Genomic DNA, 24296 nt, shown 5'->3' with positions numbered 1-24296 from the left:
CTCTGAGTATGTCCGAAAACGGCAAAAACATCAAGGTTATTACCCGTCTTCTCCAATCGGGTATTCGCATTCCGCCCCCTTCCGCCAGGACGAAAGGATCGTCCGGAACCGACTCCCGCAGGGTCAGGACCCATCCGGCGTGACGTGGATCCGCACCCGTGACCCGGATCCGTCGGCATGCCCAAACGGCCCCACCGCGCCCCGGTCCAGGCGCTCCATCAGGTCGACCGCCTGGGTCACGCCCTCGGCCCGCGCGGCCGTGAGCCACGCCCGGGCGGCATCGGGATCGGCCGGTGTGCCCCGGCCCTCCGCGACGAAGGACCCCACCTTGTAGGTCGCCCAGGCGTTCCCCGCCCGCGCGCCCATGTGATAGAGTGCCAACGCGCGCACGTCGTCCTGCTCGACGCCCAGGCCCCGCTCGTACAGGCTGGCAATGGCGCCGGGCGCCGCATCCACGCCCTGGGTCATGGCGCGCTCGTACCACGCCCGCGCGGTCGCGGGATCGCCGGGCTGCCCGCCGACGCCCTGCTCCGCCACCTTGCCGGCCTCGTACAGCGCCCAGGTGTGGCCGCCCTCCGCCGCGCGCGCGAAATGGCCGAAGGCCTCGCGAATGGCCTCCGGTCCCCGCCCCTCCCGCGCCACCAGACGGCCCAGCGCTGTATGCCCCTGCGCGACGCCGCGCGCGGCGGCCTCCTGGTACCACCGCCACGCCGCACCGAGATCGGCGGGAATCCCGGGCGCGCCGGCCTCAAACACGCGGCCCAACTCCAGCGCAGCCCAGCCGTGGCCGCCGGCCGCCGCCTCCCCGAACAGCGCAACGGCGCCGCGCGCATCCTCCGGCCCGCCCTGCCCGCGCAGCAGCATACGAGCGAGCTCGTTGGTGGCCTGCGCCGCCGTCAGCCCCCCCGCCGTAGCCCGCACGTGCTGGAACCACTGCCGCGCCGTCCCTGGGTCGGGCGGCAGGGCACCATCCACGCCGTCGCGGGCCACGCGCGCAAGCTGGATGCCCGCCTGCGCGTTGTCCGACGCGACGCTGCCCAGCAATGACACCGCCTGACGCACCGACGCCGCATCCGTGCGCTTCAGCAGGATGCGCGCGCCCTCCACGGCGGCCTGGGCATGCCCACGCGCCGCCGCCTCCAGGAACCATGCCAGCGCCGCGTCGGCGCGCCCCTGGTCCTCCAGCAGCACGCCCATGTAGCGGGTCGCCTCCCCATTGCCGGCCTCCGCCGCCGCCCGCAGATGAGCCACCGCAGCCTCCGGATCCGGCGCCACACCGGGCGCCCCCTCCGCCAGCAGCTTGCCGAGCCGGACATGCGCCCGCACCCGCCCGTCGTTCCGGGCCGCGACCTCCAGCAAGCGGCGCGCGCGCGCCGCATCGAGGGGCAGGACATCGCCCTCGTTCAGCAACGCCAGTCCGAGGTCGACGCGGACATGAGCCGGGGCCTCCCGCTCCACGCGCTCCAGCAACGCGCGAGCGGCCGCCCGATCCGTCGGCACGCCGTTGCCCACCCACTGCAGACGCGCCAGGGGCAACGCCGCCCGGTATTCGCCCGCCTCGATGGCCGCCGCCAGCAGGTCGGCGGCACGCGCCGGGTCGCGCGGCATGTGGGTGCCGTCCACCAGGGCTTCGGCGAGCCGCCAGGATGCCACTGGATCGTCATCCGCCACCGCCGCCTCCAGCAGGGCCAGCCCCTCCGCCCGCGCCGCGTTGGCGCCCGCATCGCGCGCCGGGCCGGCCCGATCCAGCACCAGGGTGCCCAGATCGGCCCGCGCCCGCTCCACATCCCCCGCCAGCGCCCGGCGCAGGTAGGGCTCCGCCGCTGCCGGATCCTTCGCGACCCCGCCCCAGCCGTACAGCAACGACATGCCGACGTAGTGTGACGCGGGCGCAAATCCAGCCTCGGCGGCCCGGCGCGCATGGACCAGCGCCTGCGCCTGATCGCGCGGCCCCAGGACATCGGATCCGTACAGATGGGCGAGCTGATACCGCGCCTTGACGTGCCCTGCGTCCGCCGCCCGCTGCCACGCCCGCAACGCGGCGTCCGGCGCGTCCTCCAGCTTGCGGCGGGCGCCCTCGGTGTAGAGGTAGTCGGCCAACCCTCGCGCCACGAACCCATCCGGATTGAGGTCCGCCGTGCAGGCGCCCAACGTCAGGGCACCCAACATTAGGGCACCCAGCCGGACACGGAGCAGGCGCGCCCATGCGCGGGCCCGCGAGATGGGAATGGGGGTGGGACTGTGAATGGGGATGGCCTCCGTCATCGGCCCGGTCCCGTGCAATAAAAACCTTGTGCCGCCACGGAGAACACAATCAATATAGGTCATAGCACGGAATACGGGTTGAGACCAGCACAGGGCAAGGATGATACAAGCGGTCGTCGCGATCGAACGGGATCCGGTGGCAGAACCGGAGACCCAGAGCCACGAGAACGCGGAGCGCGAGGAAGCCGGACTCATCGCCCGGCTTCCGGCCGACCTCCGGGCGCCGATCTTTCGACCGACCGATCGCATACCGCCGGCCGCCCGGGTCGCCGGCCTGCGTCGTGTGACGGCCCTGTACGACGGGCTCTGGCAGGCCGAACACCGGCCCCGGCTCGCCGCCCTGCGCGACCGCCACAAAGGGGAGCGCCTGTTCGTGCTCGGCAACGGACCGAGCCTCGGTCGGATCGACCTGGACCGGCTGGCCGGGCAGCCCACCATCGGGGTCAACGGGCTGTTCCTCGCGTTTCCGACCACGCGCTTCCGACCGACGTATTATGTGGTCGAGGATCATCTGGTCGCGGAGGACCGCGCCGAGGCGCTCAACACCCTGCCCGCCGGCATCACCCGGCTGTTCCCGATCACTCTCGCCTATGCCCTGGACGACGGGCCGGAGGTGGTGTGGTTCGACCACCGGCCGCGTCCCGGCTGGCCCGACCGCTTCGACGTCTCGCTGGACGCGCTGGCCCGCACCTATGCCGGCTGCACCGTGGCCTTCACCGCCATCCAACTGGCCGTGTATCTGGGCGCGCGGGAGGTCGTGCTGCTGGGCGTGGACCTGGACTACGCCCTGCCGGACGACGTCACCCGCACCGAGGCCGAGACGGGGCCGGGCGTGCTGGACATGGCCAGCGACGATCCCAACCACTTCCACCCGGACTACTTCGGCAAGGGCTACCGTTGGCACGACCCGCAGGTGGAGAACATGGGCCGCGCCTTCGCGGCGGCCCGCGATGCGCTGGGCGGCATGGGCGCGCGGCTGCTCAACGCGACGCCGGGCGGCCGCCTGGACTGTGTGCCGCGCGTGCCGCTCGATACGGTCCTTGGATCAGAGCCCACGCACCTGCCGCCCCGGCTGCTGGTTCTGGACCTGACGGCCGTCGGGAGCCTGTCCGCGACGGGCCAACTCAAGGCCACCCTGATGGCACCGTGGCGGGGCGGGCGCGCCATGGCCATCACGCCCGACGGCACCCCGGACCGCTTTTCCGTTCATCACCCGGACGGCCGGACCGATCCCGGCCTGAGTGCCGACGCGGCCGCGGCGCATGCCCGCGCCTTCGCGCCGGAGGCGGTGTACTACCGCCCGCAGCCGACGCGCGGCCACCTGCATCCACTGGCGCGCACGCTGATCGAGACCCTCGCGGCCCCGCTGATCCTGCACCTGATGGACGACTGGCCGGCGCTGCTGGCACGCACCCAGTCGCGCGCGCATGAGGTTTGGAGCCACGATCTCGGCTGGTTGGCCCGGCGCGCGGCCGTCCGTCTCGCGATCGGGGAGGCCATGGCGACGGCGATGGAGGCCCGCTATGGCGGCGGCCCGTGGCAGGCCCTCGCCAACGGCATCGCCCCGGAGGACTGGCCCGCCCGCGCCGTGCCGCCCGGCGCCGGGGTCCCGACCCAACGCCCATTGGATCTGCTGTACGTGGGGGCGCTGGCCGAGGACATGAACCGCGCCGCCGTGGCCGATGTCGTGGAGGCGGTGGACGCCCTGAACCGCGCCGCCGCGCGGCCCTGGATCCGGTTTGAAATGCGGGTGCTGCCCCCCTGGATCGAGGCGGCGGACGATCTGGCCCATGATCGGGCCGGTGTGACGGCCACCCGCGCCGACAGCGCGGACCCGACGGCGTATCGCGCGCGCCTGCGGGCGGCCGACGCGATCCTCATCGCCTATGCCTTCGACGACGACAGCCGCGCCTACACCCGCTATTCCCTCGCCAACACGCTGCCCGAAGCCCTGGCGGCAGGGGCGGCGATCCTGGCCTACGGGCCGGCGGATCAGGCCACGGTTCAGGCCTTGGCGGAGTCCGGCGCGGCGGAGACGGTCACGGCGCGCGATCCCGAGGCCCTGCGCGCCGCCCTGCGCCGGCTGGTGGGGGATCCCGCCGCCCTCGCCCGCCGGGGCGCAGCCGGAGGCGCGCACGCTCTCGCCGCCTATCCGTTGGCGCCACGGCAGGCGCGGTGTCTGGCCTGGGTGCGGGAAGCGGCGGCCGGATCGGGCCGACGGGTGCTGTCGGCCGATCATCCCCGGTCGGACGGCGCCCACCTGGACGAGGCCGCCCTGGTGCTGGCCCTCGCCCGGCATCAGACCACCACGCCGGGACGATTGGTGGACGTGGGCGCCCACCGGGGCGGGTTCCTGGCGCCCTTCCGCGCCACCGGCTGGTCCGTTCTGGCGGTGGAACCGGAACCGGACAACCGCGCCGCCCTGATGGCGGCGGTGGCGGACGACCCGACGATAACCATCGAGGCCGCCGCGCTGTCCGATACCCCCGCCGACGCCGCCGCGCTGTACACCGCGCCGGAGAGCACGGGCGTTGCCACCCTCGCCCCGTTCCTGGACAGCCACCGGGAGAGCGCCCGGGTGCCGGTCACCACCCTGACCGACATCCTGGACCGGCACGACATCGCGACCGTGGACGTGCTCAAGGTAGACGCGGAGGGCTGGGATTCCCGCGTCCTGCTGGGACTGGACTGGAGCCGTTGGCGCCCCCGCGTCGTGATGGCCGAGTACGAGAACCGGAAGACACTGCCGCTCGGCTGGTCCATGGGCGATCTGGCGGCGCTGCTGGAGGGGCGCGGCTACCGCGTGTTCATCAGCGAGTGGCACCCGGTGGTCCGCTATGGCATCCGGCACGACTGGCGTCGGCTGATTCCCTGGCCGCCCGGCGACGCCGACCCGCTGCCGGACGCCGAGGGTTGGGGCAATCTGATCGGTGTTCTGCCGGAGGAAGGCCTGCCCGACGACGACGCGCTGGCCGGCATGGTGCGCGCGGCCCTCTCGTGGCGTCTGCGGGCCGATGAGACCGAGAGCGCGCCGGCCGACCCCGATCCGACTCCGTCCCCGCCGCCCGCGCCACGTCCCATGGCGGTCTCGACACCACCGCCCGATCCCCCGTGGCGGCGCGGCCTGCGGCTGGCCGGCGCGATGGGGGCGGTGCTAGGCGGCTGGCGGGCGCCGGTCGCGCTCGGACTCGTCGGTGCGGGCGCGCTGGTGCCGCAGACCACGCCGCCCGTTGCGTCCGCCCTCTCCGCCTTGACCGTGGCGGGGTTGCTGGGGTTCGTCGCCTACGGGCATGTGCGCGCCCGGCGGCTGGACACGCTCGACCGGCACGCGGCCCAGCGCGCGCAGGAGGTGAAGTTCAAGCGCCACGTGGGTTGGCTGCGTGACGACATGGCCGGGCTCGACGGCCGGCTGTCGGAGGCCATCGCGGCGACCCGCGTGGAGGCCCGCGCGGAGGTCACCGCCACCGCCGCCGCCCAGGACCGCGCACGGGCCGCCGAGACCCGCGCCCGCGAGGAGGCCGACCGCCATATGGAGGCGGCGTTGACCCGCCGACAAGAGCGCCTGCGCGCGGCGATGGTCTCGGCCCTGGGCGCCACCAACGACCGAATGGGCGAGACGGACGGACGCGTCGGCGCCTTGGAGCGAGAGAGCGACACCCTCACCGACACGCTCGCCGATCTCACCGACCGGATAACAAAGACTCTGGCCACGCTGCGCGCGGACCTGACGCGCGAGGCCGAGACCCGCGAGCGCACGACCCGGCTGGAGGAACGCCAGCGGTACACGGCCGCGCTGTCCACCCTGCGGGCCCAGGTGGACGCGACGCGGACGGCGCTGGACCGCTCCGGCGTGATCGACGCCGCGCGGTTCCGGCCGTTCTCCCGCACCGTGACCGACACCGACCTGGACCACCTGCGGGACACCTGGCTGCCGGCTCTGGGGCTTCCGGATCGGCCCCCCCGCGCGCTGGGGTATCTGGCGGATCGGCTGCTCGCGTTGGAGGACCGGGCCGGCGGGCGCCTCGCCTGCACGCTGCCGGCGGCGATCCTGCGAGCACTGGCGGCACGGGCAGCCCCCGGTGGACCCGACCTGCGTGCGCTGGAAGTGGGCGTCCTGTTCGGGCTCGGGCTGGCGGTGCTGGCGGAGGGTGTGGCGGACCAGGGCCGGCGGGCGCGGCTGCTCGGCCTGGATCCCCTCGACGGCGGCAGCTACGGCGCCCCGGACGACCCCATCACCGGCGCGGCGGTGACGCCGGCGAGGGTGCGGGCGACGCTGGCCCGCTGCGGCGTGCCCCGCCGCGCCGTCACTCTGGTACGGCGGCCCAGCGAGCATCCTCTGGCGCTAGCCCGCGCGCGCCGGTGGGCCGGACGGGAGGGCTTGGGGCTGCTGGTGCTGGACGGACGCCACGACCGCGCCGGGCTGACGGAGGACTGGCACGCCTATGCCCCGCTGCTGCGGCCGGGCGGGCTGGCGCTGATCGACGACGCCGGCGCGCCGGCGTGGCCCGATGTGGCCCCATTCGTGTGGGAGGAGGCGGCCGCCACACCGGGCTTCCGCCTGCTCGGCACCGACTGGCACACCGCCGTCCTGCGGCGGGAGACGGGCGCATGAGCCGGCCGGTGGCGGACATCGGCCCGGGGCTCGGCCAGACGCGGCTGGCGATCATCCTGCCGTCGCTGCTGTGCAACTATGACTGCCCCTACTGCCGCATCAAGGCCAAGACCCGCCAGCGCGGGGAGCACACGCTGGCCGCGTGGCGCGACGCCCTGATCGGCATCGGCGCACCCCTGGTGCACATCGCGGGCGGCGAACCCACGGTTCTGAAGGGGTTCGCGGAGTTCGTCCTGGGCTACCCGGCGCCCCTGCGCATGACCACCAACCTGTGGCGCGCCCCGGACCGATGGCCGCCGGGGGTGTGGGCGCGGTTCGAGTACGTGACCCTCTCGTTTCACCCCGATCACACGGACTTCGATGCGTTCGCTGCGCGGGCAGCCCGCCTGTTGGCCTTGTTCCACCGCCGAGAGGACCAACGGCCGCGCCTTGCCTGCACCATCGTCGCCGACCCGCGTTGGATCGACGCCCTGCCGGACTGGATAGAGCGCCTCACCGCGCTGGGACTCGACGCTCGGGCCCAGTACCTCAACCGGCCGGTCGGGGACGCCGGGTCCACCTACACGGCGGCGGATCTGGCGCGGCTGAGAGCGCTCGGCGTGCCCATGAGCAGCGACGCCGCCGGGCAGGAGGCCCACGCCGACAACGGCGCCAAAATGTGCGACGCGGGCATGGCCTATTGCCACATCGACCCCAGGGGCAACGCGCACCGATGCTCCCGCGACCCGCTGTGGCTGGGCAACCTGTTCGACGGCTCGTTCGACTGGCTGGATGGTCCTCGGCGCTGCGAAACCGCCTGCACCGAGGCCTGCGACCGGACCTTCGCCCGCTTCACCCCGCTGGAGACGGATTCATGATCGCGCAGCCTTGGGTCCGTGTGGTGATCGTGACGATGAACGAGGGGCCGCTGCTGGCCCAATGCCTGGAGTCCCTGCGCGCCCAGACCGACCCGGCGTGGGAGGCCGTGGTGGTCGGCAACGGCAGCGATCCGGCGGTGCTCGACGCGGCCCTGCCCGACGATCCCCGCGTGCGTGTGGTGCGGCTGCCGGCAAACATCGGCTATTCGGCCGCGAACAACGTGGGCGCCGATCACACGGTCGAAACGCACCCGCCGCCGCCGTTCGTGGCGACGCTGAACCCGGATGCCTTTCCCGCCCCGGACTGGCTGGCCGCGCTGCGCGCGGCGGCCGGACGGCACCCGGACGCGGCCGCCTTCGCCAGCCTGCAACGCGACGCCGCTGATCCCACCCTGTGCGACGGCCTGGGCGACGAGGCAGCGCCGGTCGGGCTGGTCTGGCGCGGCGGCATTTGGCAACCCGTACCGCCCGCCGATGCCCTGGTGGAGGGCGAGTGCTTCGCCGCCTGCGCCGCCGCCGCCCTGTACCGTCGCGCTGCCTGGGATGCCGTGGGGGGCTTCGACGGCGGGTTCTTCTGTTACCTGGACGACACGGACCTGTCCTATCGGCTGCGGCTGCGCGGAGGCCCGGTGGTGTTCGTGCCCTCCGCCCAGGTGCTGCATGTCGGCTCCGCCACCAACGGCCAGGACAGCGACTTCATCCGCTACCACACCAGCCGGAACCGGCTGTGGTTCTTCGTCAAGAACACGCCCGGGCCGCTTGTGTGGCTGCTGGCGCCGGGGTTGCTGGCGGTGATCGGTCTGTTGCTGCTGCGCGCGGCCCGGTGCGGGCGGCTGGCCATCGACTTGAAGGGCTTGCGCGATGGCCTGCGGGGACTGCCGGGTGCGTGGCGCCAGCGGCGGGTGATCCAGCGTGCCCGCACGGCACCGTGGTGGCGCGTGGCCCGCGCCCTGACGTGGGATCCGCGCCGATTCGCCCGTCGCGCCCCGCGACCGGACAGGATACGCGCTCCCCGGCGCGACCGGGTGCGGCCCGCGTGACAAAGACGGCGGTCATCGGAACGGACATCCGCCACGCGCCGGGGGACGCGCGCGATTGGCGCCTGACTCTGCCCGCCGGCGACCGACTGGCGGCTCCGGGTGGGGCGCGGTCGATCACGCTGTCGGTGCTCTGGGCCGCGTGGCGCCAGGGGGTTTCCGCCATCGCGGTGCGGGACGCGGGCGGAACGTGGCACGAGGCATCCCCGCTCGCGTTGATCCGCGCACGAGGGGTCCGGCGCCTACGGACCCATTTGCCCGGAGCCGCGACCCGCGCATGGCGACGCGTGCTGGCGACGGTCCTGCCCGTCCAGGGCCGCGCCGATGGCCCGGTGGTTATGGTGCTGCCGACTCTGGCCGGGAACGGCGCGGAACGGCAGATGCTCATGCTGACGGCCGGGCTGGTCGCGCGTGGGTGGCCGGTGCGAGTTCTGGTCAAGCATCGCGACGACCGCCCGGACGCCGCCGCGTTGGTTCCCGATCTGGCACGCTTGGGGGTACCAGTCGACGTGTGGACCACCCCGCCCGCCGAGACCGTTCCCGCCCTCGCCGCATTGGAGCGGGCGACCGACGGCCTGCCCGACGCCGTTGCCGGCGACCTGCTAAGCGTCGCCGGGTGGCTCGCGGTGTTGAAGCCGCGGGTGGTGCATGCGTGGCTGGACACAACCGCCGTTGTCGGGGGCGCAGCGGCGGCGGTGCTCGGCGTGCCCCGGGTCGTGGTCGGCCTGCGCAACCAAGCCCCGGATGCGCTCGGCCATCCGCTGGCGGACGCGCTGCGGCCCGGCCTCGCCGCGCTGGCCCGGCATCCGGCGGTGACCGTGACCGCGAACGCCCGCGCCGTGGCGACGGATCACCAGCGCTGGGCCGGGATCGCCCCGCCCACGGTGATTCCCAACGGCGTCCGCCTCCCGCCACCGCGCCCAGCATTGGATTGCGCCCGGCCGTTGGTGCTGGGAGTGTTCCGCCTTGTGCCGCACAAGCGCCCGCTGCTGTGGCTGGCGGTCGCGGCGCGCATCCGTGCCCGTAGCCCGACGGCGCGGTTTCGGATTCTCGGGGACGGCCCGCTGAGGGACGCGGTTGCGGCTCAGGCTCGCGCGCTGGGGGTGGATGTTGAACTCCCCGGCTGGGCGCCGGACGTCGCGTCCCATCGGACGGAAGCCGCCATACTGCTCCATGTCTCCCGCGCGGAAGGCTTGCCCAATGCGGTGCTGGAGGCCCAGGCGACGGGCGTTCCGGTGGTGGCCTGCGATGCGGGCGGCACGGCGGAGGCGCTTCCGGCAGGGTCCCTGTCCACCCCAGATCCCGACGCGCTGGCGGATCGGGTCCTCGGGCTGCTGACCAATCCTTCGGCGTGGACACAGGCGGCGAACGCGGGCCGTGCCCACGCCGCACGGTTTAGCGTGCCCGCGCTGGTGGCCCGGCACGAACGCCTGTACGACACCCCGCCTCGCGCGCCGGACGAAGCACGAGCGCACGCCCGCACCATACGGCGGCACCCGGCGGGCCTCGCTCGGAGTCTCGTGACCGTGGCGCGGCTGATCACCCTCGGTGAGGCCCGGGAGATCGCACACCGCTTGGGCCGACGCATGGACCCTCCGGCCGTCCCTGCACCGCCCGCACCCTCGCGACCGACGGCGCGGCCACGGGCCGCAGCGAACCGCCCGCCGCGACTGGCCTGGATCGGCGAGACCCTGGCGCGGGACGGCGCCCCCCTCAGCCTGTGGGAGCTGACGCGGGGTCTGACCGACGCCGGTCACGCGACACCAGTCCTTGGTCTGGCGTTCCGTGATGGTCCGGTGCGGAAAGTGTGGGCGAACGCGGGGACACCGCTCCGGATCGTGGATCCCGGCCGCCCGCTGACGGCCGCCCATCTGGAGCGGCACGTGGACCGGCTCGCCCGCGCGCTGATGGAGGCCGCCCCGGACGTGGTGATCGTCAACGGCCTGCGCGCCTTTGCGGGGGTCGAGGCCGCCGCGCGTGCCGGCCTTGCAAGCCTCTGGATCCTCCGCGAACCGGGACCGGAGGCCCTGGCCGACCACGCATTGGCGTTGCAGGCCCGAGCGTGGGCCGCGTTCGGGCGTGCGGATCGCCTGGTGTTCGTGTCCCACGCCACGCACGCCGCCTGGGCGGCGCACGTTCCCCCCGACCGGTCGGCCGTGATCCCGAACGCCGTTCCGTCCACCGCCTGGGAACCGCGTCCCCCCACGAACGAACGGATTCTGATGGCGGCGGGCGCCCTGTGCCCGCGCAAGGGGCCGCTCGACCTCGTCGCCGCGCTGCCTCTGTTGCCGGACGGCCTGCAGGCCCGCGTCCGTGTGCTGTGGGCCGGCCGCGATGGGGACGGCTACGGCCACCGCGTCCGGCGGGCCATCGCCGCCCTGCCCGATCCCCTGCGCGATCGTGTTTCCCTGTTGGGCGAGAGGGACGATATGGCCGCGCTGTGGGCCACCGCCAATCTCGCGGTCTGTCCCAGCCATGCCGAGGCTGCGCCCCGCGCGGTGCTGGAGGCACGCCGCGCCGGTGTGCCGCTGGTCGCGACCATCGTTGGCGGCATCCCGGAGCAGGCCGCCCATTGGCCGCACACCTGGCTTGTGCCGCCGGGCGATCCCCCGACCCTGGCCCGGGCGATCAGCCGCGCCCTTGATGCGACGCCTCCCGCTGGACCGCCGGATGACACCGCCGCCCGGTATGCCGCGATGGTAAGCGCCTATGCTGCGGCTCTGCGCGCGCTCCTGGAGGCCCCGCGATGACCCGGTGGCTTCCGACCGCCCTGTTCACCGCGCTCGCCACCCTGGCCGCGTTGACTCTGGCGCGCGCGCTCTGGGTGCCCGACCCGGCGGGACAGGCGGAGGCCGCCTTTGCCGCAGCCGTGGCGGAGGCCGACCCCAACCGCCTGCATGGCGCCGCAACGGCATGGCGCGAGGTTCTGGCACACTCCCCCGGCGATCCGTTCGCCTGGACCGGTCTTGCGTGGACCGAGGCCCTGCGCGGCGCCCCGCCCGCCTATGTCGATCGCCTCATGGCGCGGGGACAGGCGTTGGCGCCCGAGGTGCCGGCCCTGGCGACGGCGCGGGCGCGCTGGCGCACCCAGGGGCGGACGGGAGGGGACCAGCAGCCCCCAGGCATGCCAGAACGGTGACCGCGAGCGCCGGCGTTTGCAGGGAGAAATCCAGCAGCGCGTGCCCCCCCGCCATGATCCCGGCCGCGGCTCCCAGCCGCGCCATCGGCGCCCCGGTGCAGCGCGCCACCCACGCCGCCCGCACCACCAGCAAGCCATAGGCCGCCATCAGCCCCAGCGCGGCCGGAACGCCCAGCTCCGCCATCAGCTCCAACGGCACCGAATGGGCCTGGAACACCAGCGCCTCGGCCAGCGTTGCGTCCCGGATGTGGTGGAACAGCACTGGAAAGCTGCCCAGGCCATAGCCGGTCCAGGGCGCGGCCTGCACCGCCTCCAGCGTCACCCGGTACAGGTCCCAGCGCAGATCCCCCACCACATAGGCCGGATCGAGGCGGTCCAGGAACCGGGCGCGTCCCGTGGCCACCAGCCCCAGCGGCGCGACAGCCAGAACCAGCGCCCCCACCGTCAGGTGGCGCCAGGGCGGACGGCCCGGACGCACCAGCCCCAGCGCCGAAAGGCCCGCCGCGACCGATACCAGCCCCCAGCGCGACTCGCTGAACAGGGCCCCCGCCAGACAGACCACGCCCGCGCCCCGCCACAGCCACCGGCCGCGCGGCCCGGATGCCATGCCGGAGGCCAGCAGGGCCGCCGCCGCGCCAATGCCCGCATAGACGCACCACGCATTGCGATTCACGAACGGGCCGGTGGCGACGTCCTGATAGATCCACTTGTCGATCCAGCCGATGCGATAGGACCCGGTCGCCAGATCGGCCAGGGCGTAGACGGACAAAACCGTGATCCACAGCGCCAACGCCCGCACAGCCCGTCGCCCGACGGCGTCATCGCTCAGCAGGGCGGCGCCAAGCCCCGCCGCCGTCAGATACGCCGCCAGCCGCAGCGCGCCCTCCGCCGTTGCCACGGGCGTTTCCGACAGCGAGCCCCAGGGCGCGCGCCCGGTCAGGGTTTCGAACCCCTCCCAGACCGGTCGAGACGCACCCAGGCCGGGCAACGCCTGCACCACGGCCCAGAGCAGCACGGCCCTGGCCAGGACCGCCGCCAGCCGTGCCGGCCGATCCGCCGGGATCATCCGCCGCGCCTCTCCCACCGCTCCAACCAAGGCCGCGAGCCCGAACAGCCCAAGCGCCAGCAGCGCCGCAGACCAGGGGCGGTTGCTGGCCAGCGGCAGCGGCGCCCACACCAGCAGAAGAAGACACAGGGCCGCCAGGACTCCGCCGCCAGCGCCGCCCGGGACGGCCCCCATGGTGAATCGCGTCGTAGATCGCGTCTCGGCCCGATCGGTCAAAGAATCCCCCCATGACGGCGCGACGAGGTGGCGGGCGGCGTCTCGACCGACGTGATCGCGACGGTTTGCCTCCCGGCCGCCAAGGATACCGGCCCAGATCGCTCCCAAACGAGTCCTTGACTTCCCGCGCTGGGTCGCTAAGGTGCGCGGCTCATTTTGATCCTCCAGGCATTGGGACTGTGACCCATGGCGAAGCCGGCAACCATCCAGGTCAAGCTGGAAAGCACCGAAGGCACGGGCTACTTCTACGTGGCCAAGAAGAACCCGCGCAAGACGACCGAAAAGCTTGAGTTCCGCAAGTACGATCCGAAGGCGCGCAAGCACGTCGTCTTCAAGGAAACGAAGCTGAAGTAGCACTCCGCCACCGGATCGTCCGCCGATCCCCGTCCAGCCGGGCTTGTGATCTCGGCTGGCGGGTTGGTGTGTCCGGAGAGACCGTGATGCAGCGATCGTGTGTCTCGACAAAGCCGCCGCTCCCGTGGTCCGGGGCCGGCGGCTTTGTCGTATCATTCGCGGCGGCTCATCCGCAGAGACAGGCGGCACGCACAGGGTTCGCCCCCCTACGGTCATCCCTAATCGACCCGGATCCGTCGCAGGATCCGTGTACGCTCGGACTCAGTCCAGGAACTTAGCAACCGTCTGAAGGAAGTTCGCGACCGAGATCGGCTTGGCAATGTAGCCCTCGCAGCCGCCCTCCCGGATTTTTTCCTCGTCGCCCTTCATGGCGAAGGCCGTCACGGCGACGACCGGAATCGCCTTCAGGTCATCGTCTTCCTTCAGCATGCGCGTAATTTCGAGCCCAGAGATCTCGGGAAGCTGAATATCCATCAAGATCAAATCGGGCTTGTGATCGCGGGCCATGCCCATGACTTCACGGCCATCGGTGGTCTGAAGCGTTGCATACCCGTGGGCTTGTAGCAGATCGTTGAACAGCTTCATGTTCAGTTCATTGTCCTCAACTCGTCGCTTGTACGCGGATTCCCGGGGAAATCCAACAGCGCGCACGGGACGTCGCCCTATCTTTTTTCCGGAACCGTGTCCCCGGACGCGCTCTTGGCGCCCGCGACCGCCAGCAGACACCAGCCGACGATGAAACTGGTGCCGCCGAAGGGCGCGACCACGCCCAGGGGCCACCCCGCCAGCGCGATCCCATACAAGGCGCCGCAGAACAGCACGACGCCCAGCAGGAAAAGGGCGGCCGCACGGCTGGCCCACCGTGCCGCCGGCGAGCCACGCCCCGCCACCAGCGCCAGCAGACCGCACCCGACCAGGGCGAGGGCATGGGTACTCTGGTAGTGGGCCGCCGTCTCCACCAGGGTCACGGCCCGCGCGTCGCCGGTGGCTTGCAGCGCGTGAGCTGCAAACGCTCCAAGCGCCACGGCCAGGGCACCCAACACGGCGCCGAGACCAATCCAGAGGCGAGCCGGGTTCATAGGGGGACCTCCATAAAACCAAACGCTCATAAGTAAGACCGGCTCACCATGCGCCAGCCGGTCGGCCATGACCAGCCCCCCGGGCCTCGACGGGACACGGGACCGGACCCCAGCCCGGCGCCGGCGGCCTTTTTTCTCGCTCCCGGATGCTCTACAAAACAGGCTCTCATCGCAACGGTGCGCACGGACACCTCGCCCGCGCCGCCGGACTCATCCCCTCTCCACTGGACCCCGTCGTCATGACCGAGCTGACCTCTTTGTGCGTGTTCTGCGGCTCCCGGACCGGAACCGATCCCCAGTTGATGGAGACCGCAAAGCACCTTGGCACCGCCATCGGCGCGACCGGCCGCACGCTGGTGTTCGGCGGCGGCCGGGTTGGCCTGATGGGGGAACTGGCGCGGGCCACGATGGCCGCCGGCGGGCATGTCGCCGGCTTCATCCCGGAGCATTTGGCGCGCATCGAGGTCGCCGATGAAACGCTCCCGGAACTGCACATCGTCACCGACATGCACACGCGCAAGCTGGGCATGTTCGAGCGGGCAGACGCCTTCTGCGTCCTGCCGGGCGGCCTGGGGACCCTGGATGAGACGTTCGAGATCCTGACGTGGCGCCAGCTTGGCCTGCATGACAAGCCGCTCGCCCTGCTGAACGTTGGAGGCTATTGGGATCCCTTGCTGACCCTGGTGGAGCGCATCATCGGCGATGGATTCGCCGGCGCCGACTGCCGACGCCTCTTCACCGTCGTCGACCGCGCGGACGCGGTGTTGCCCACGCTCGCCCAGGAACTGGCGAAGCGGCCGGCGACCCCGGAACCGCCTCCGGGCCGCGACGCGCGCGCGCTGGGATAGCCGCGCCCTCCCCTATCGGGGCTCCAGCCGCAGGGCGCCGTCCAGGCGCACCACGCTGCCGTTCATCATGGGGTTCTCGACCAACGCCCGGACCATGCGGCCGAACTCCTCCGGGCGGCCGAGACGGTGGGGATGCAGGGTCTTCTTGATGAGCGCGTCGTACACATCGGGCGGCAGGGACTCGAACATCGGCGTCTCGAACAGACCCGGCGCAATGCACATCACGCGCACTCCGTGGCGGGCAAGGTCGCGCGCGGCCGGCAGCGTCAGCGACGCCACCCCGCCCTTCGAAGCGGCATAGGCGGCTTGCCCCACCTGCCCTTCCGTCGCGGCGATGGAGGCCGTGTTGACGATCACACCGCGCTCGTGTTCGTCCTCCGGCGCCAGGTCCACCATGGCGGCGGCGGCCTGGCTCATGACGTTGAACGTGCCGATCAGGTTGATGGCAATGACCCGCGAGAAGACGGCGAGGTCATGCGCCCCCTCCTTCCCCACCACGCGACCGCCGGCCACGACCCCGGCGCAGTTGACGCACAACCGGGCGGGACCATGCGCCTCCGTTGCCGCGGCCAGGGCGGCGGCCACGGACTCGGCGCTGGTGACGTCGCAGGCGAGACCCAGCCCGCCGATCGCCTCCGCTGTGGCCCGTGCGCCGTCCTCGTTGACGTCGAGCACGGTGACCCGCGCCCCTGCCTCTGCCAAAACCCGAGCGGTGGCCGCGCCAAGCCCCGACGCGCCGCCGGTAACAACGGCGGCGTGATCCTTGATTCGCATCGTGGTCTGATCCCTGTTCCGGTGGTGAACCAAATCCCTCGGGCTCTGCCTACCGGAAAGACGGGCGATCGGAAAGGGCGGCTGGCGCGCGCGCCTTTAACGAGACGGCTCGAAGGCCAAGGCCGTGCCGTTCATGCAATACCGCTGCCCGGTCGGGGCCGGACCATCATCGAACACATGGCCAAGATGGCCACCGCACTGGGCGCAATGCACCTCGGTGCGCGGGGACAGCAGCACATGGTCGGTGGACGTCCCGACGGCGCCCTCAAGCGGCTGGAAGAAGCTGGGCCAGCCCGAGCCGCTGTCGTACTTGGCGCTGGCATCGAACAATGGCGTGCCACAGCCGGCGCAGTGGAACAGGCCGGGCCGCTTCTCGTCGTTGAGGGGGTGGGAGAACGGCCGCTCGGTGCCCTGTTCGCGCAGCACGCGGAATTGCTCGGGTGTCAGATCGTCCTTCCAGGCCGCCTCCGGCTTGTCCACGGGAAAGGGCGCAGCCTCCCGCCCGGCCGCCTTATGACCGCCCAGGGCGCGCGACAGAATGCCTCCGCTCATCGTTTATGCCTCCGTACCGTGGGGGCGCGGTCCGATCCCGCGCCAGTGACGGAGATGTTGGCCGGCCCGGCCCGTCGGTCAAGAGACCGCCCGGCCCGAAGCTAGCGGACCACGGGGCCACCGGACCATAGAGCCACCGGACCATCGGGCCGCGCCGACCCGACCGAGTCGCCCGGGATTTGCCCTAAATGTACGACAGCAAGGAGACTTCGCTGATCCGCGCGAAACTGGCCATGGCCGTCTCCAACGCCAGGGCATCGTTGTTGAGGTTCGCCGCGGCTTCCAGCTTGTCGACGCTTTCGATCTCCGTCTGACGGATGCTGAGATAGCTCGCGAAGGTTTTCGCCTCATCGATCGCGCGGTCCAGCGTCACCTGATTGAAGCCGATGAGGCTCCCGACCTGCTCTATGTCGCTCGGATCCTCGGACGGCATGGCGGACGTGTGGTTTGTGGCGTCGCTCAACAGCGCCATGGCCTCTTCAATGCGGCCCAGATTGTCCGTGACCGCGTCCGCCGCCACGGCGCCTTCGTTCACGGGGGGCGGGTCCAGTGTGAGGGTGTCCCCATCGTTCGACACGATGGTGTACCGCTGACCGTCGTTGTTCGCGGTGCCCGTGAACGTGATCGAACTGCCGATCGGCAAGCCCGAGAACGATCCCGGTGTCGCGGCGGTCACGGTTCCGTTGGCGTTGTTAAAGGTCAACGTCCCGGTGGATGCGGCCGGCGTCGTCGTGGCGGCCGCATTCAAGCCGCCCTGCGCCAGCATGCCCAACGCGCGGAAGGCCTTTTCAAATGCGCCGTCCTTCGCGTTAAGCCCCAAATCCAGCGTCCGCTCGTCGCTCACCCGATGCTCGAACGTCAGACTGTCGCCGCCATAATACGACACGGCGGAGATGGTCGCGTCGCTGGCGGCGCCCGGCAGACCGGAGGGGGCCGGCGTGACCGTCAGCGCCCCGGTCCCCGTATCGCGCGCCGTCACGGTGAAGCGCTGGGTCGTGATGTCGCCATCAGTCAACTCGATCACCGTCCCGGGCACCAGCGCCTCGGTGCTGGCGGCCGTCGCGGGCGTGATAGTGTTGGCGCCGGGGCCGTAGGTCAGGCCCCCATGCTGATCCTGCCCGATCTTCGCATCCGGCACATTGGCCTCACGAGAGGTCGGGTAGGTAATGTCGGACCCATCGTAGGCGGCCTGGAACTCCTCCAGGGTCGTATAGGGAAAGTCCACGGCGCGCTGGTCCGTGCGGCCACCGGAAAACACATACCGCCCGTCCGCCTTGGCGTTCAGATAGGATGCCAGATCCTTCATGGCGGAGAAGGCAAACTTCTGAATATTGCTCAGGGTGTCGGCCTCAGCCTCGTCGATGATCTGGTTCTGATCGCCTGCCCCGAGATCGATCAGGTCGTTGTACACGTTGTGCAGCACGTCCTGAATCGAATTGACCGAGGTCGCCATGGTATCCAGGCGAACCTGCGCAATCGCATTGCTTTTCTGGTAGTACTCGACCTTGGTCTTTTCCGTCTCAACGCTGACCAGACGGAAGCTGTCCGTCGAAATCCCGGTGTACGTCTGGGAGCGTTGCCCGGTCGCGACCTGCAACTGACTATCGTAGAGCCGGGATTGCAGCCTCATCATCTGCTGGATCATCGAACTCCTCTGCGCGAAGGTTCCGACCCGAGTGCTGATGGGTGTGGTCATAGCGGTCACTCCTGCCATTCTCCGCGCCGCCTCGTACGGCGGCTGGCGCCTTCTGCGCCGGATCCCGGTCGTCGCCCGGCCGGTGCCGGACGATTTAGACGATGCTGTTCAGAATATCGAACAAGTCGGACACGGTCGATATGACCTTGGCCGACGCGGCATAGCTCTGTTGGTACACAATCAGTTCCGCGAGTTCTTCATCCAGGTTCACGGCGCTGATCTCCGCGTTCTTCAGACTCAGCGAATCCACGAGGCTCACCTGATAGTCCAGCTTGGTCTCATTCGCGCGCGCCGCGCTGGCGTTTTGCGATAGCAGAAGCGCGGCGTAGTCGCTCAACGTGCTGTTGGTGGACACCTGCCCCCCGGCACTGTCGAACGATCGTCCCGCGCGCAGGGCCTCCGCCATGGCGTTGGCCGTGCTGTTGTCGCCGGAGCTGACAGTGTACTCCTTCGTATCGCTGTTGTAGAGCACGGCGCCGCGCGAGAGCAAAGACGGGTTGTCGGCGATCTCTTTTTTCACCGACACCGCATTCGCCAAGCCGGCACTGCTGGGCTTCAGGCCGAGAGAATCCATCAGCCCCGTGCCGCCCCCGGCCTGGGTCACCATCAGGTCGCTGCCATCACGCTGCTTGATGCGCAACCGCACGCCCTCGCCCTCCGGCACCACCTCGGCCTCCAGAAACCCTTTCAGGCCGGGGTCCGAATTGATGGCGGCGGCGATCTCCTCAACGGTCTCGGTGCCGGTTAGGGTCAGGCTATCGACGACCAAACCGGACGCATTGCTGAAGTTCAAAGTGCCGCCGGAGAATGGCCGCCACGTCTCCGACTTGATGCCGGAATCCCAGGCCCACTCGGCCCGGCCACCATCGGTGAACACGTCGTTGAGACCGAAGAACGACGAGAAGCCGGCGTGCGTAATATCCCCGTTGCCATCGGCGTCCGCGTCGAACGTCACGGAAGCGTCCTCGGCCGTCCAGGAGGCGGGATCCGTGCCGGCAGTGGTGTTCACATCCTTGAAGGCAAGGCCGACGCTGTTGTCGTTCAGCTTGATATCCAGCACGCCGTCGCTGTTCACGCTCACGGTGGCCGACCCCAAGCCCGGTCCGGGCGGGGTGGCGCCACTGCCGGATTGCAGCCAGGTTTGCAGGGCGGCCGCCACATCGTCGATCGTGGTCGGGGTTTCCAGATCGCCGCCCCCGATCAGGTTCACGATGTCCTTCATCGTGGTCTGCGCCACCTGATTGCCGTCGCCGTCGAACAGCGCGACCACGGTGTCGTGATCGGCATCAAGCTGCATGGTCTGGGCGGCGGAATCCAGGAACGTCCGCGTCCCGACGAATTCGGTGGCCAGGTTGGGAAAACTGGTGCCCCGGTTGTTGACCGCGTTGACGGTGTCGCGCAGTTCCTGGGACAACTCGTCGAGCTGCGCCTGATAGTTGGGCAGGATCGAATCCCGCATCTCGATCAGCGCCGAAATCCGGCCGTCGGTGATGTCCTCCGTGATGTCGTGGCCATTGACCGTGATGCCCTGAACGTCGTTGCCGCCCTTCGTGGTCCACGCCGAGTACGACGAACGGGGGGAGTACGACACCTGCTTCACCTCGCGGTCGACCAGAATGTCGCCGCCCTCGGTGTAGACTGTGAGTTCCCCGGAGTCCCGCGTGAAGACCGTGACATTCATCAGCGACTGCAACTCCGCGACCGCCATATCGCGCTTGTCCGTCAGGTCGGTGCTGTCCCGCGAGGTCGCGATGGTGTAGGCGATCTCCTTATTGAGGTCGTTGATGTCCTCCAACAGCGTGTTCACGCGCTGCACGGACCGCTGGATGTCCTGGTCGGCATCAAGGCGAAGCTGCTGCAAATGGTCGCCCATGCTGTTCAGCTTGTGGCTTACATCCTGGGCCCGCTGCACGACCGTCATATGCTGCTCGGTCTTGTCCGGGTCGAGCGCGAGCATTTCCACTTCGCCGGCGAGGGTCTCCATAATGTGCGCAATGGAGTTGTTGTCGGCGGGTTTCCCGAACAGATTCTGCATCTGGTCGAAGAATTGGGATTTGACCGACAGCTTCTCAAGCTGGGCGTTCTCGCGATTCAACTCGTCGATCAAGCCATAATCGACGCGGCGCTGGATCTCACTGACCTGCACACCTGAGCCGACCCCAGCCAGGACGACACTTTCCTGGTTGAAGATCTTCTTCGTGTAGCCGGGCGTGTTGACGTTCGCGATATTGCGCGAGACCAGATCCAGGGCTTTCTGGTTGGTCTTCAATCCGCTGAGCGCCGAACTGAGGGCCAGGTTGATGCTCATGGGCTTCTGCCTTTGTTAAACCGCGACGGCGGACACCGACGCGGCGAGGTCACATCCAGGCTACAGGTTCTCGTTGAACGACAAGGACATGCGGGACGGGTTATGGTTCTGTTCGCTCAGGCGGCCGTCGGGGGCATAGCCGGCCGCCTTGTCCGCGTTGGTGTGGCGCACGGCATCCACAAACAGGCCCATCAGCCGTTCACTGCACGCCTTGGCGCTCTTCAACAGGCGGCCGTTCTCAGCCAAATGCGAGTCGAGATAGCACGCCATTTCCCGCACCACATCGCGCTCGTCCTCGGGAAGCTCGGTGATCTCCGACGGGTCCTTCTGGATTTTGAGCATGCGCTCCCGGTAGTACCGCGTCGCTTTCTGCTTGCGTTCGGCCAGGGCGCGCACCGTGTCGATGTCGTGCTTACGCAGGGCCGCGTTCTCCTCCTCGAGAAGATCGACGAGCGCCCCGCTGGCGCGCATGACGTCCGCCACCACGGGATTGGACGTGACCGTTCCGGTCGGCCGCCGCATATCCCGCACCGTGTGGCCGGGCTCCAGGGTGCCCGCCGCGCGGGCGTGTTCGGCGGGCCGGCTTGTACCCTGAGCGGCCGCCGGTTTTGCGGCGCCACCGGGCAACGGGCTGGCGTCCTGACCGCGACCGACGCCACCACCGGGCGCAGCTCTGGCGGGTCCCACGGCGATGCGGGGTGCCCCCGCAGGCGCCCCGGCTGGCGCAGACCCGAGGACGGGGGACACCGCACCCGCACCGCCAGAGCCGAGGCTCTCGGGCGCCGCCCCCTTGGGGGCTACACCTTTCGGCGCGAGAGTCTTGGGCGCAGAGGCGTTTGCCCCGGGGCCCTTGGGCGGACCGGCCACCCCCACCGCGACGCGCGGCGGCGCCCCGCCGGACGGCCCCTCGGCCGTGGCACGGGTACTGGGCGTCGCGGCACGGGCCGGCCCCAACGCCGGGGGCGGCGTCACGGTCGGGCGTTTGGGCGTCTGTCCGTCAGCCATGATCGTTCCTCCTTCCCTGTCCGTTTGCGTCAGGCCTCTTGCGCGGCCAGCATGGTGCGCATCACGGAATCAGCAATGCCGACGCCCCCGTTCCGGGCCATCAGCTTGCCGTACTCGTCCACCAACAGCGAGCGCCACGTGTTTTCCGCGTGCCCACCGCCGAACGGCGGCTCGGTCGACAGTCCGGAAAACATGGGCTGCATCATCTGCGACAGAAAGAACGCCTCGAAGTCCTGCGCCGTTTCACGCGCCTTGGCCATATCGCCGGCCTTCAGCGCGGCGCCAATGCCGGCGAGCCCGGCCGGCGCCGTCGACTGCGCGCGTGTCATGGCGTTCTGGGCCTGAGCCTGGATCATCGTATCCATGCTACATCACCTGAATTTCGGCCTGCATGGCGCCCGCCGCCTTGATGGCCTGAAGAATGGAGATCATGTCGCGCGGCCCCACCCCAAGGGCGTTCAGGCCGTTCACGAGGTCCTGGAGCGTCACGCCCGGATTGACCACGGTCAGTTGATTGTCCTCGTCCTCGTCCACCTCGATCTGGGTCCGGGGCACCACGGCGGTCTGGCCGCTGGTGGAGAACGGTGCCGGCTGCGAGACCTGAGGAGTTTCGGTCACCCGAATCGTCAGGTTGCCCTGGGCGATGGCCACCGTATCGATGCGCACATTCTCGCCGATCACGATGGTGCCGGTCTGCTCGTCGATGACGACGCGGGCCAGTTGGTCCGGCTCGACACGAAGCTGTTCCACATCCGTCAGCAGCGCCACCACGCCCCCGGGATAGCCGCGCGGCACCCGCAGCAGCACGGTCCCGGGATCCAGCGGCTCAGAGACCTCCGTGCCCAGGTAGGTGTTGATCGCGTTGGCAATGCGGCGGCCGGTGGTGAAGTCGGGGTTGCGCAAGCTGATCTTCACCGATTCCATGCCGGCCAGTTCAAAGGGCACCTCTTTTTCGACAATCGCCGCATTGGGAATGCGGCCATTCGTCGGGACGCCCTTGGTGATGGTCTCGGCCTGCCCCTGGGCGACGAAGCCGCCGACCTGCACCTGCCCTTGCGCGACCGCATACACTTCACCGTCCGCGCCCAGCAGCGGGGTGACGAGAAGGGTGCCCCCCATCAGGTTCTCGGCCGTACCCAGGGCGCTGATGGTCACATCAATGCGGTTCCCCTGGCGCGCGAACGGCGGCAACGTCGCCGTCACGATGACGGCAGCGGAGTTGTCCGGGGCCATCTCGCCATCGCGGGTATTGACGCCCATCCGCTCCAGCATGCCGATCAGGCTTTCCCGCGTGTATGGGTCGTCATCCACATCGTCGCCGGTGCCGTTGAGGCCGACCACGAGGCCATAGCCGATCAGGATGTTGTCCCGCACGCCTTCGAAGCTGGCAATATCCTTGACGCGCGAGGCCGCCCACGCCGATCCAGCCGGGACCCACGCCAGGGCGCAGGCCGCCAGGACAAGCACGGCAACAAGAAAACGCGAAACGGACCATGGCCGTGTCATGCTCGGGACCCCGTTGGCATCTGGGACCAGAAAAGCAAAAAGAACGCAAACCTTGGGGCGACCGCCGTACGCGGACACCACCCCGCCTTCAGATATGCGAATGCCGTGCCAACAGTGTGAGAGAGCGAACACATTGACCACGCTGGATTTCCGGCCAGGGTCCGAGGCCGACACCCGGCACTTCCCGCCGCCCCCAGGCAGGAGTTGCCGCCCCCGCCGCGGAACACCGACTCGGTCCCTCCGCCCCCTCAGCCGTCGACGCCGCCCCGCCTCATCCCAATTTCATAGGCCATATGAGGGGGTTGAGCCTCCCCGGCCGCGGCCTAATGTAATCTGTCGGTCTGTGGCGCGCGTTTTGCAGCCGCCCCGCAAGCCTTGCCGGCCCCGGGTCGGCAGCGTTACGATTCGCAGCGTCGATATCGGGGCGCCGCGATGCCCGGACCGACACCCGCGCGGAACCGGGCCGTGGGGCGTGAACAGGACGTTCGAACAGAGGTGCGGCATGACAACGAAGATCGAAGGGCCCGGACGCGGCACCGGTGTGGGACGGATCCGCCGGACCGGACGTGTGGCCGACAGCGCCGCCCTTGAGTTTGAACGCGCCCTGAACGGGGTCCTTGGCGACGGGCCGGAGGCGCCCGCCAAAGCCGACGCCGCCCCCGCCGGGAGCGGAGCCGCCGCCGTCGACGCCTTGCAGGGTTTGTTGTCCATTCAAGATGTTGGCGCGGACTCGGAGGCCAGCCGCCGTCAGCGCCGCGACCGCTTGATGCGGCACGGCGAGGACATGCTGGAGCGGTTGGAGGACGTGCGCCTGGGGCTGCTGTTGGGGGCCATCCCCAAAGATCGCCTCATGGAGCTGGCGCGCACCGTCCGGGCCCGGCGCGAGCAAGGGCCGGACCGCCAACTCGACGCTCTGCTGGACGAGATTGAACTCCGCGCCGAGGTAGAACTGGCCAAGCTGTCCCGCGCCGGGGCCTGATCC

18 protein-coding genes are annotated in these 24296 nt (G+C 70.3%); 7 read left to right on the top strand and 11 right to left on the bottom strand.

The genetic code is table 11. The features are described 5' to 3' along the window. Positions 1 to 123 precede the first annotated feature (123 nt). Complete coding sequence (locus tag GGD82_RS07180) at positions 124 to 2265, bottom strand: tetratricopeptide repeat protein (protein ID WP_170284254.1); 2142 nt, start codon at positions 2263 to 2265, stop codon at positions 124 to 126. A gap of 100 nt (positions 2266 to 2365) precedes the next feature. Here GGD82_RS07180 and GGD82_RS07175 point away from each other — a divergent pair, with 100 nt between their 5' ends. Genes GGD82_RS07175 through GGD82_RS07160 form a run of 4 tightly spaced genes read left to right on the top strand, consistent with a single transcriptional unit; the run spans position 2366 to position 11521 of the window. Beyond that, on the top strand, positions 2366 to 6877 hold the full coding sequence (locus tag GGD82_RS07175) for an FkbM family methyltransferase (protein ID WP_184013246.1): 4512 nt from the start codon (positions 2366 to 2368) through the stop codon (positions 6875 to 6877). Then, positions 6874 to 7734, top strand: a complete 861-nt coding sequence (locus GGD82_RS07170; protein ID WP_170284253.1) for a radical SAM family protein — start codon at positions 6874 to 6876, stop codon at positions 7732 to 7734. The genes GGD82_RS07175 and GGD82_RS07170 overlap by 4 nt, the downstream gene beginning before the upstream one ends. Then, the gene (locus GGD82_RS07165; protein WP_170284252.1) at positions 7731 to 8774 is read left to right on the top strand and encodes a glycosyltransferase family 2 protein; all 1044 of its coding nucleotides are present in this window, start codon (positions 7731 to 7733) and stop codon (positions 8772 to 8774) included. Before GGD82_RS07170 ends, GGD82_RS07165 begins: the two co-directional genes overlap by 4 nt. Next, complete coding sequence (locus tag GGD82_RS07160; protein WP_150062096.1) at positions 8771 to 11521, top strand: glycosyltransferase; 2751 nt, start codon at positions 8771 to 8773, stop codon at positions 11519 to 11521. Before GGD82_RS07165 ends, GGD82_RS07160 begins: the two co-directional genes overlap by 4 nt. Positions 11522 to 11788: 267 nt before the next feature. Here the strand turns inward: GGD82_RS07160 and GGD82_RS07155 are convergent, their stop codons facing one another. Continuing rightward, a complete protein-coding gene (locus tag GGD82_RS07155) occupies positions 11789 to 13150 on the bottom strand; it encodes an O-antigen ligase family protein (RefSeq protein WP_150062095.1) in 1362 nt (453 codons plus the stop codon). A gap of 228 nt (positions 13151 to 13378) precedes the next feature. Here GGD82_RS07155 and rpmG point away from each other — a divergent pair, with 228 nt between their 5' ends. Further along, complete coding sequence (rpmG, locus tag GGD82_RS07150; protein ID WP_150062094.1) at positions 13379 to 13546, top strand: 50S ribosomal protein L33; 168 nt, start codon at positions 13379 to 13381, stop codon at positions 13544 to 13546. A 261-nt stretch (positions 13547 to 13807) separates the two neighbouring features. On the opposite strand, the gene GGD82_RS07145 is transcribed toward rpmG, so the two are convergent. Next, a complete protein-coding gene (locus tag GGD82_RS07145; protein ID WP_281292733.1) occupies positions 13808 to 14197 on the bottom strand; it encodes a response regulator in 390 nt (129 codons plus the stop codon). Between the two features lie 11 nt (positions 14198 to 14208). Further along, positions 14209 to 14625: a DUF423 domain-containing protein gene (locus GGD82_RS07140; protein WP_150062092.1), complete on the bottom strand. Its 417-nt coding sequence runs from the start codon at positions 14623 to 14625 to the stop codon at positions 14209 to 14211. A gap of 239 nt (positions 14626 to 14864) precedes the next feature. Between GGD82_RS07140 and GGD82_RS07135 the strand changes: the two genes are divergently transcribed. Beyond that, entirely contained in the window at positions 14865 to 15473 is a 609-nt protein-coding gene (locus GGD82_RS07135; RefSeq protein ID WP_150062091.1) for an LOG family protein, read from the top strand. A 12-nt stretch (positions 15474 to 15485) separates the two neighbouring features. Here GGD82_RS07135 and GGD82_RS07130 read toward each other — a convergent pair whose 3' ends face one another. The 7 genes from GGD82_RS07130 to GGD82_RS07100 all read right to left on the bottom strand — a co-directional run bounded on the left by GGD82_RS07130 (position 15486) and on the right by GGD82_RS07100 (position 23314). Beyond that, the gene (locus GGD82_RS07130) at positions 15486 to 16247 is read right to left on the bottom strand and encodes an SDR family NAD(P)-dependent oxidoreductase (RefSeq protein WP_150062090.1); all 762 of its coding nucleotides are present in this window, start codon (positions 16245 to 16247) and stop codon (positions 15486 to 15488) included. Between the two features lie 96 nt (positions 16248 to 16343). Beyond that, on the bottom strand, positions 16344 to 16799 hold the full coding sequence (gene msrB, locus GGD82_RS07125) for a peptide-methionine (R)-S-oxide reductase MsrB (RefSeq protein ID WP_150062089.1): 456 nt from the start codon (positions 16797 to 16799) through the stop codon (positions 16344 to 16346). A 184-nt stretch (positions 16800 to 16983) separates the two neighbouring features. Continuing rightward, positions 16984 to 18495 (bottom strand): flagellin, encoded by a 1512-nt coding sequence (locus GGD82_RS07120; protein WP_170284251.1) that lies wholly within the window; start codon positions 18493 to 18495, stop codon positions 16984 to 16986. 94 nt (positions 18496 to 18589) lie between these two features. Next, positions 18590 to 20803 (bottom strand): flagellar hook-associated protein FlgK, encoded by a 2214-nt coding sequence (gene flgK, locus GGD82_RS07115; RefSeq protein WP_150062087.1) that lies wholly within the window; start codon positions 20801 to 20803, stop codon positions 18590 to 18592. A gap of 60 nt (positions 20804 to 20863) precedes the next feature. Next, complete coding sequence (locus tag GGD82_RS07110; RefSeq protein WP_150062086.1) at positions 20864 to 21808, bottom strand: flagellar protein FlgN; 945 nt, start codon at positions 21806 to 21808, stop codon at positions 20864 to 20866. Between the two features lie 29 nt (positions 21809 to 21837). Beyond that, a complete protein-coding gene (locus GGD82_RS07105) occupies positions 21838 to 22173 on the bottom strand; it encodes a rod-binding protein (protein WP_150062085.1) in 336 nt (111 codons plus the stop codon). A gap of 1 nt (position 22174) precedes the next feature. Next, positions 22175 to 23314: a flagellar basal body P-ring protein FlgI gene (locus tag GGD82_RS07100; RefSeq protein WP_150062084.1), complete on the bottom strand. Its 1140-nt coding sequence runs from the start codon at positions 23312 to 23314 to the stop codon at positions 22175 to 22177. Positions 23315 to 23816: 502 nt separating this feature from the next. Between GGD82_RS07100 and GGD82_RS07095 the strand changes: the two genes are divergently transcribed. Then, on the top strand, positions 23817 to 24293 hold the full coding sequence (locus GGD82_RS07095; protein WP_150062083.1) for a flagellar assembly protein FliX: 477 nt from the start codon (positions 23817 to 23819) through the stop codon (positions 24291 to 24293). The last annotated feature ends 3 nt before the right edge of the window (positions 24294 to 24296 follow it).

The organism is Roseospira marina, from assembly GCF_014197855.1.
GTDB lineage: Bacteria > Pseudomonadota > Alphaproteobacteria > Rhodospirillales > Rhodospirillaceae > Rhodospira > Rhodospira marina.
The sequence above is the reverse complement of the archived record's forward strand: the minus strand, read 5'-3'. Positions and strand labels throughout refer to the sequence as shown.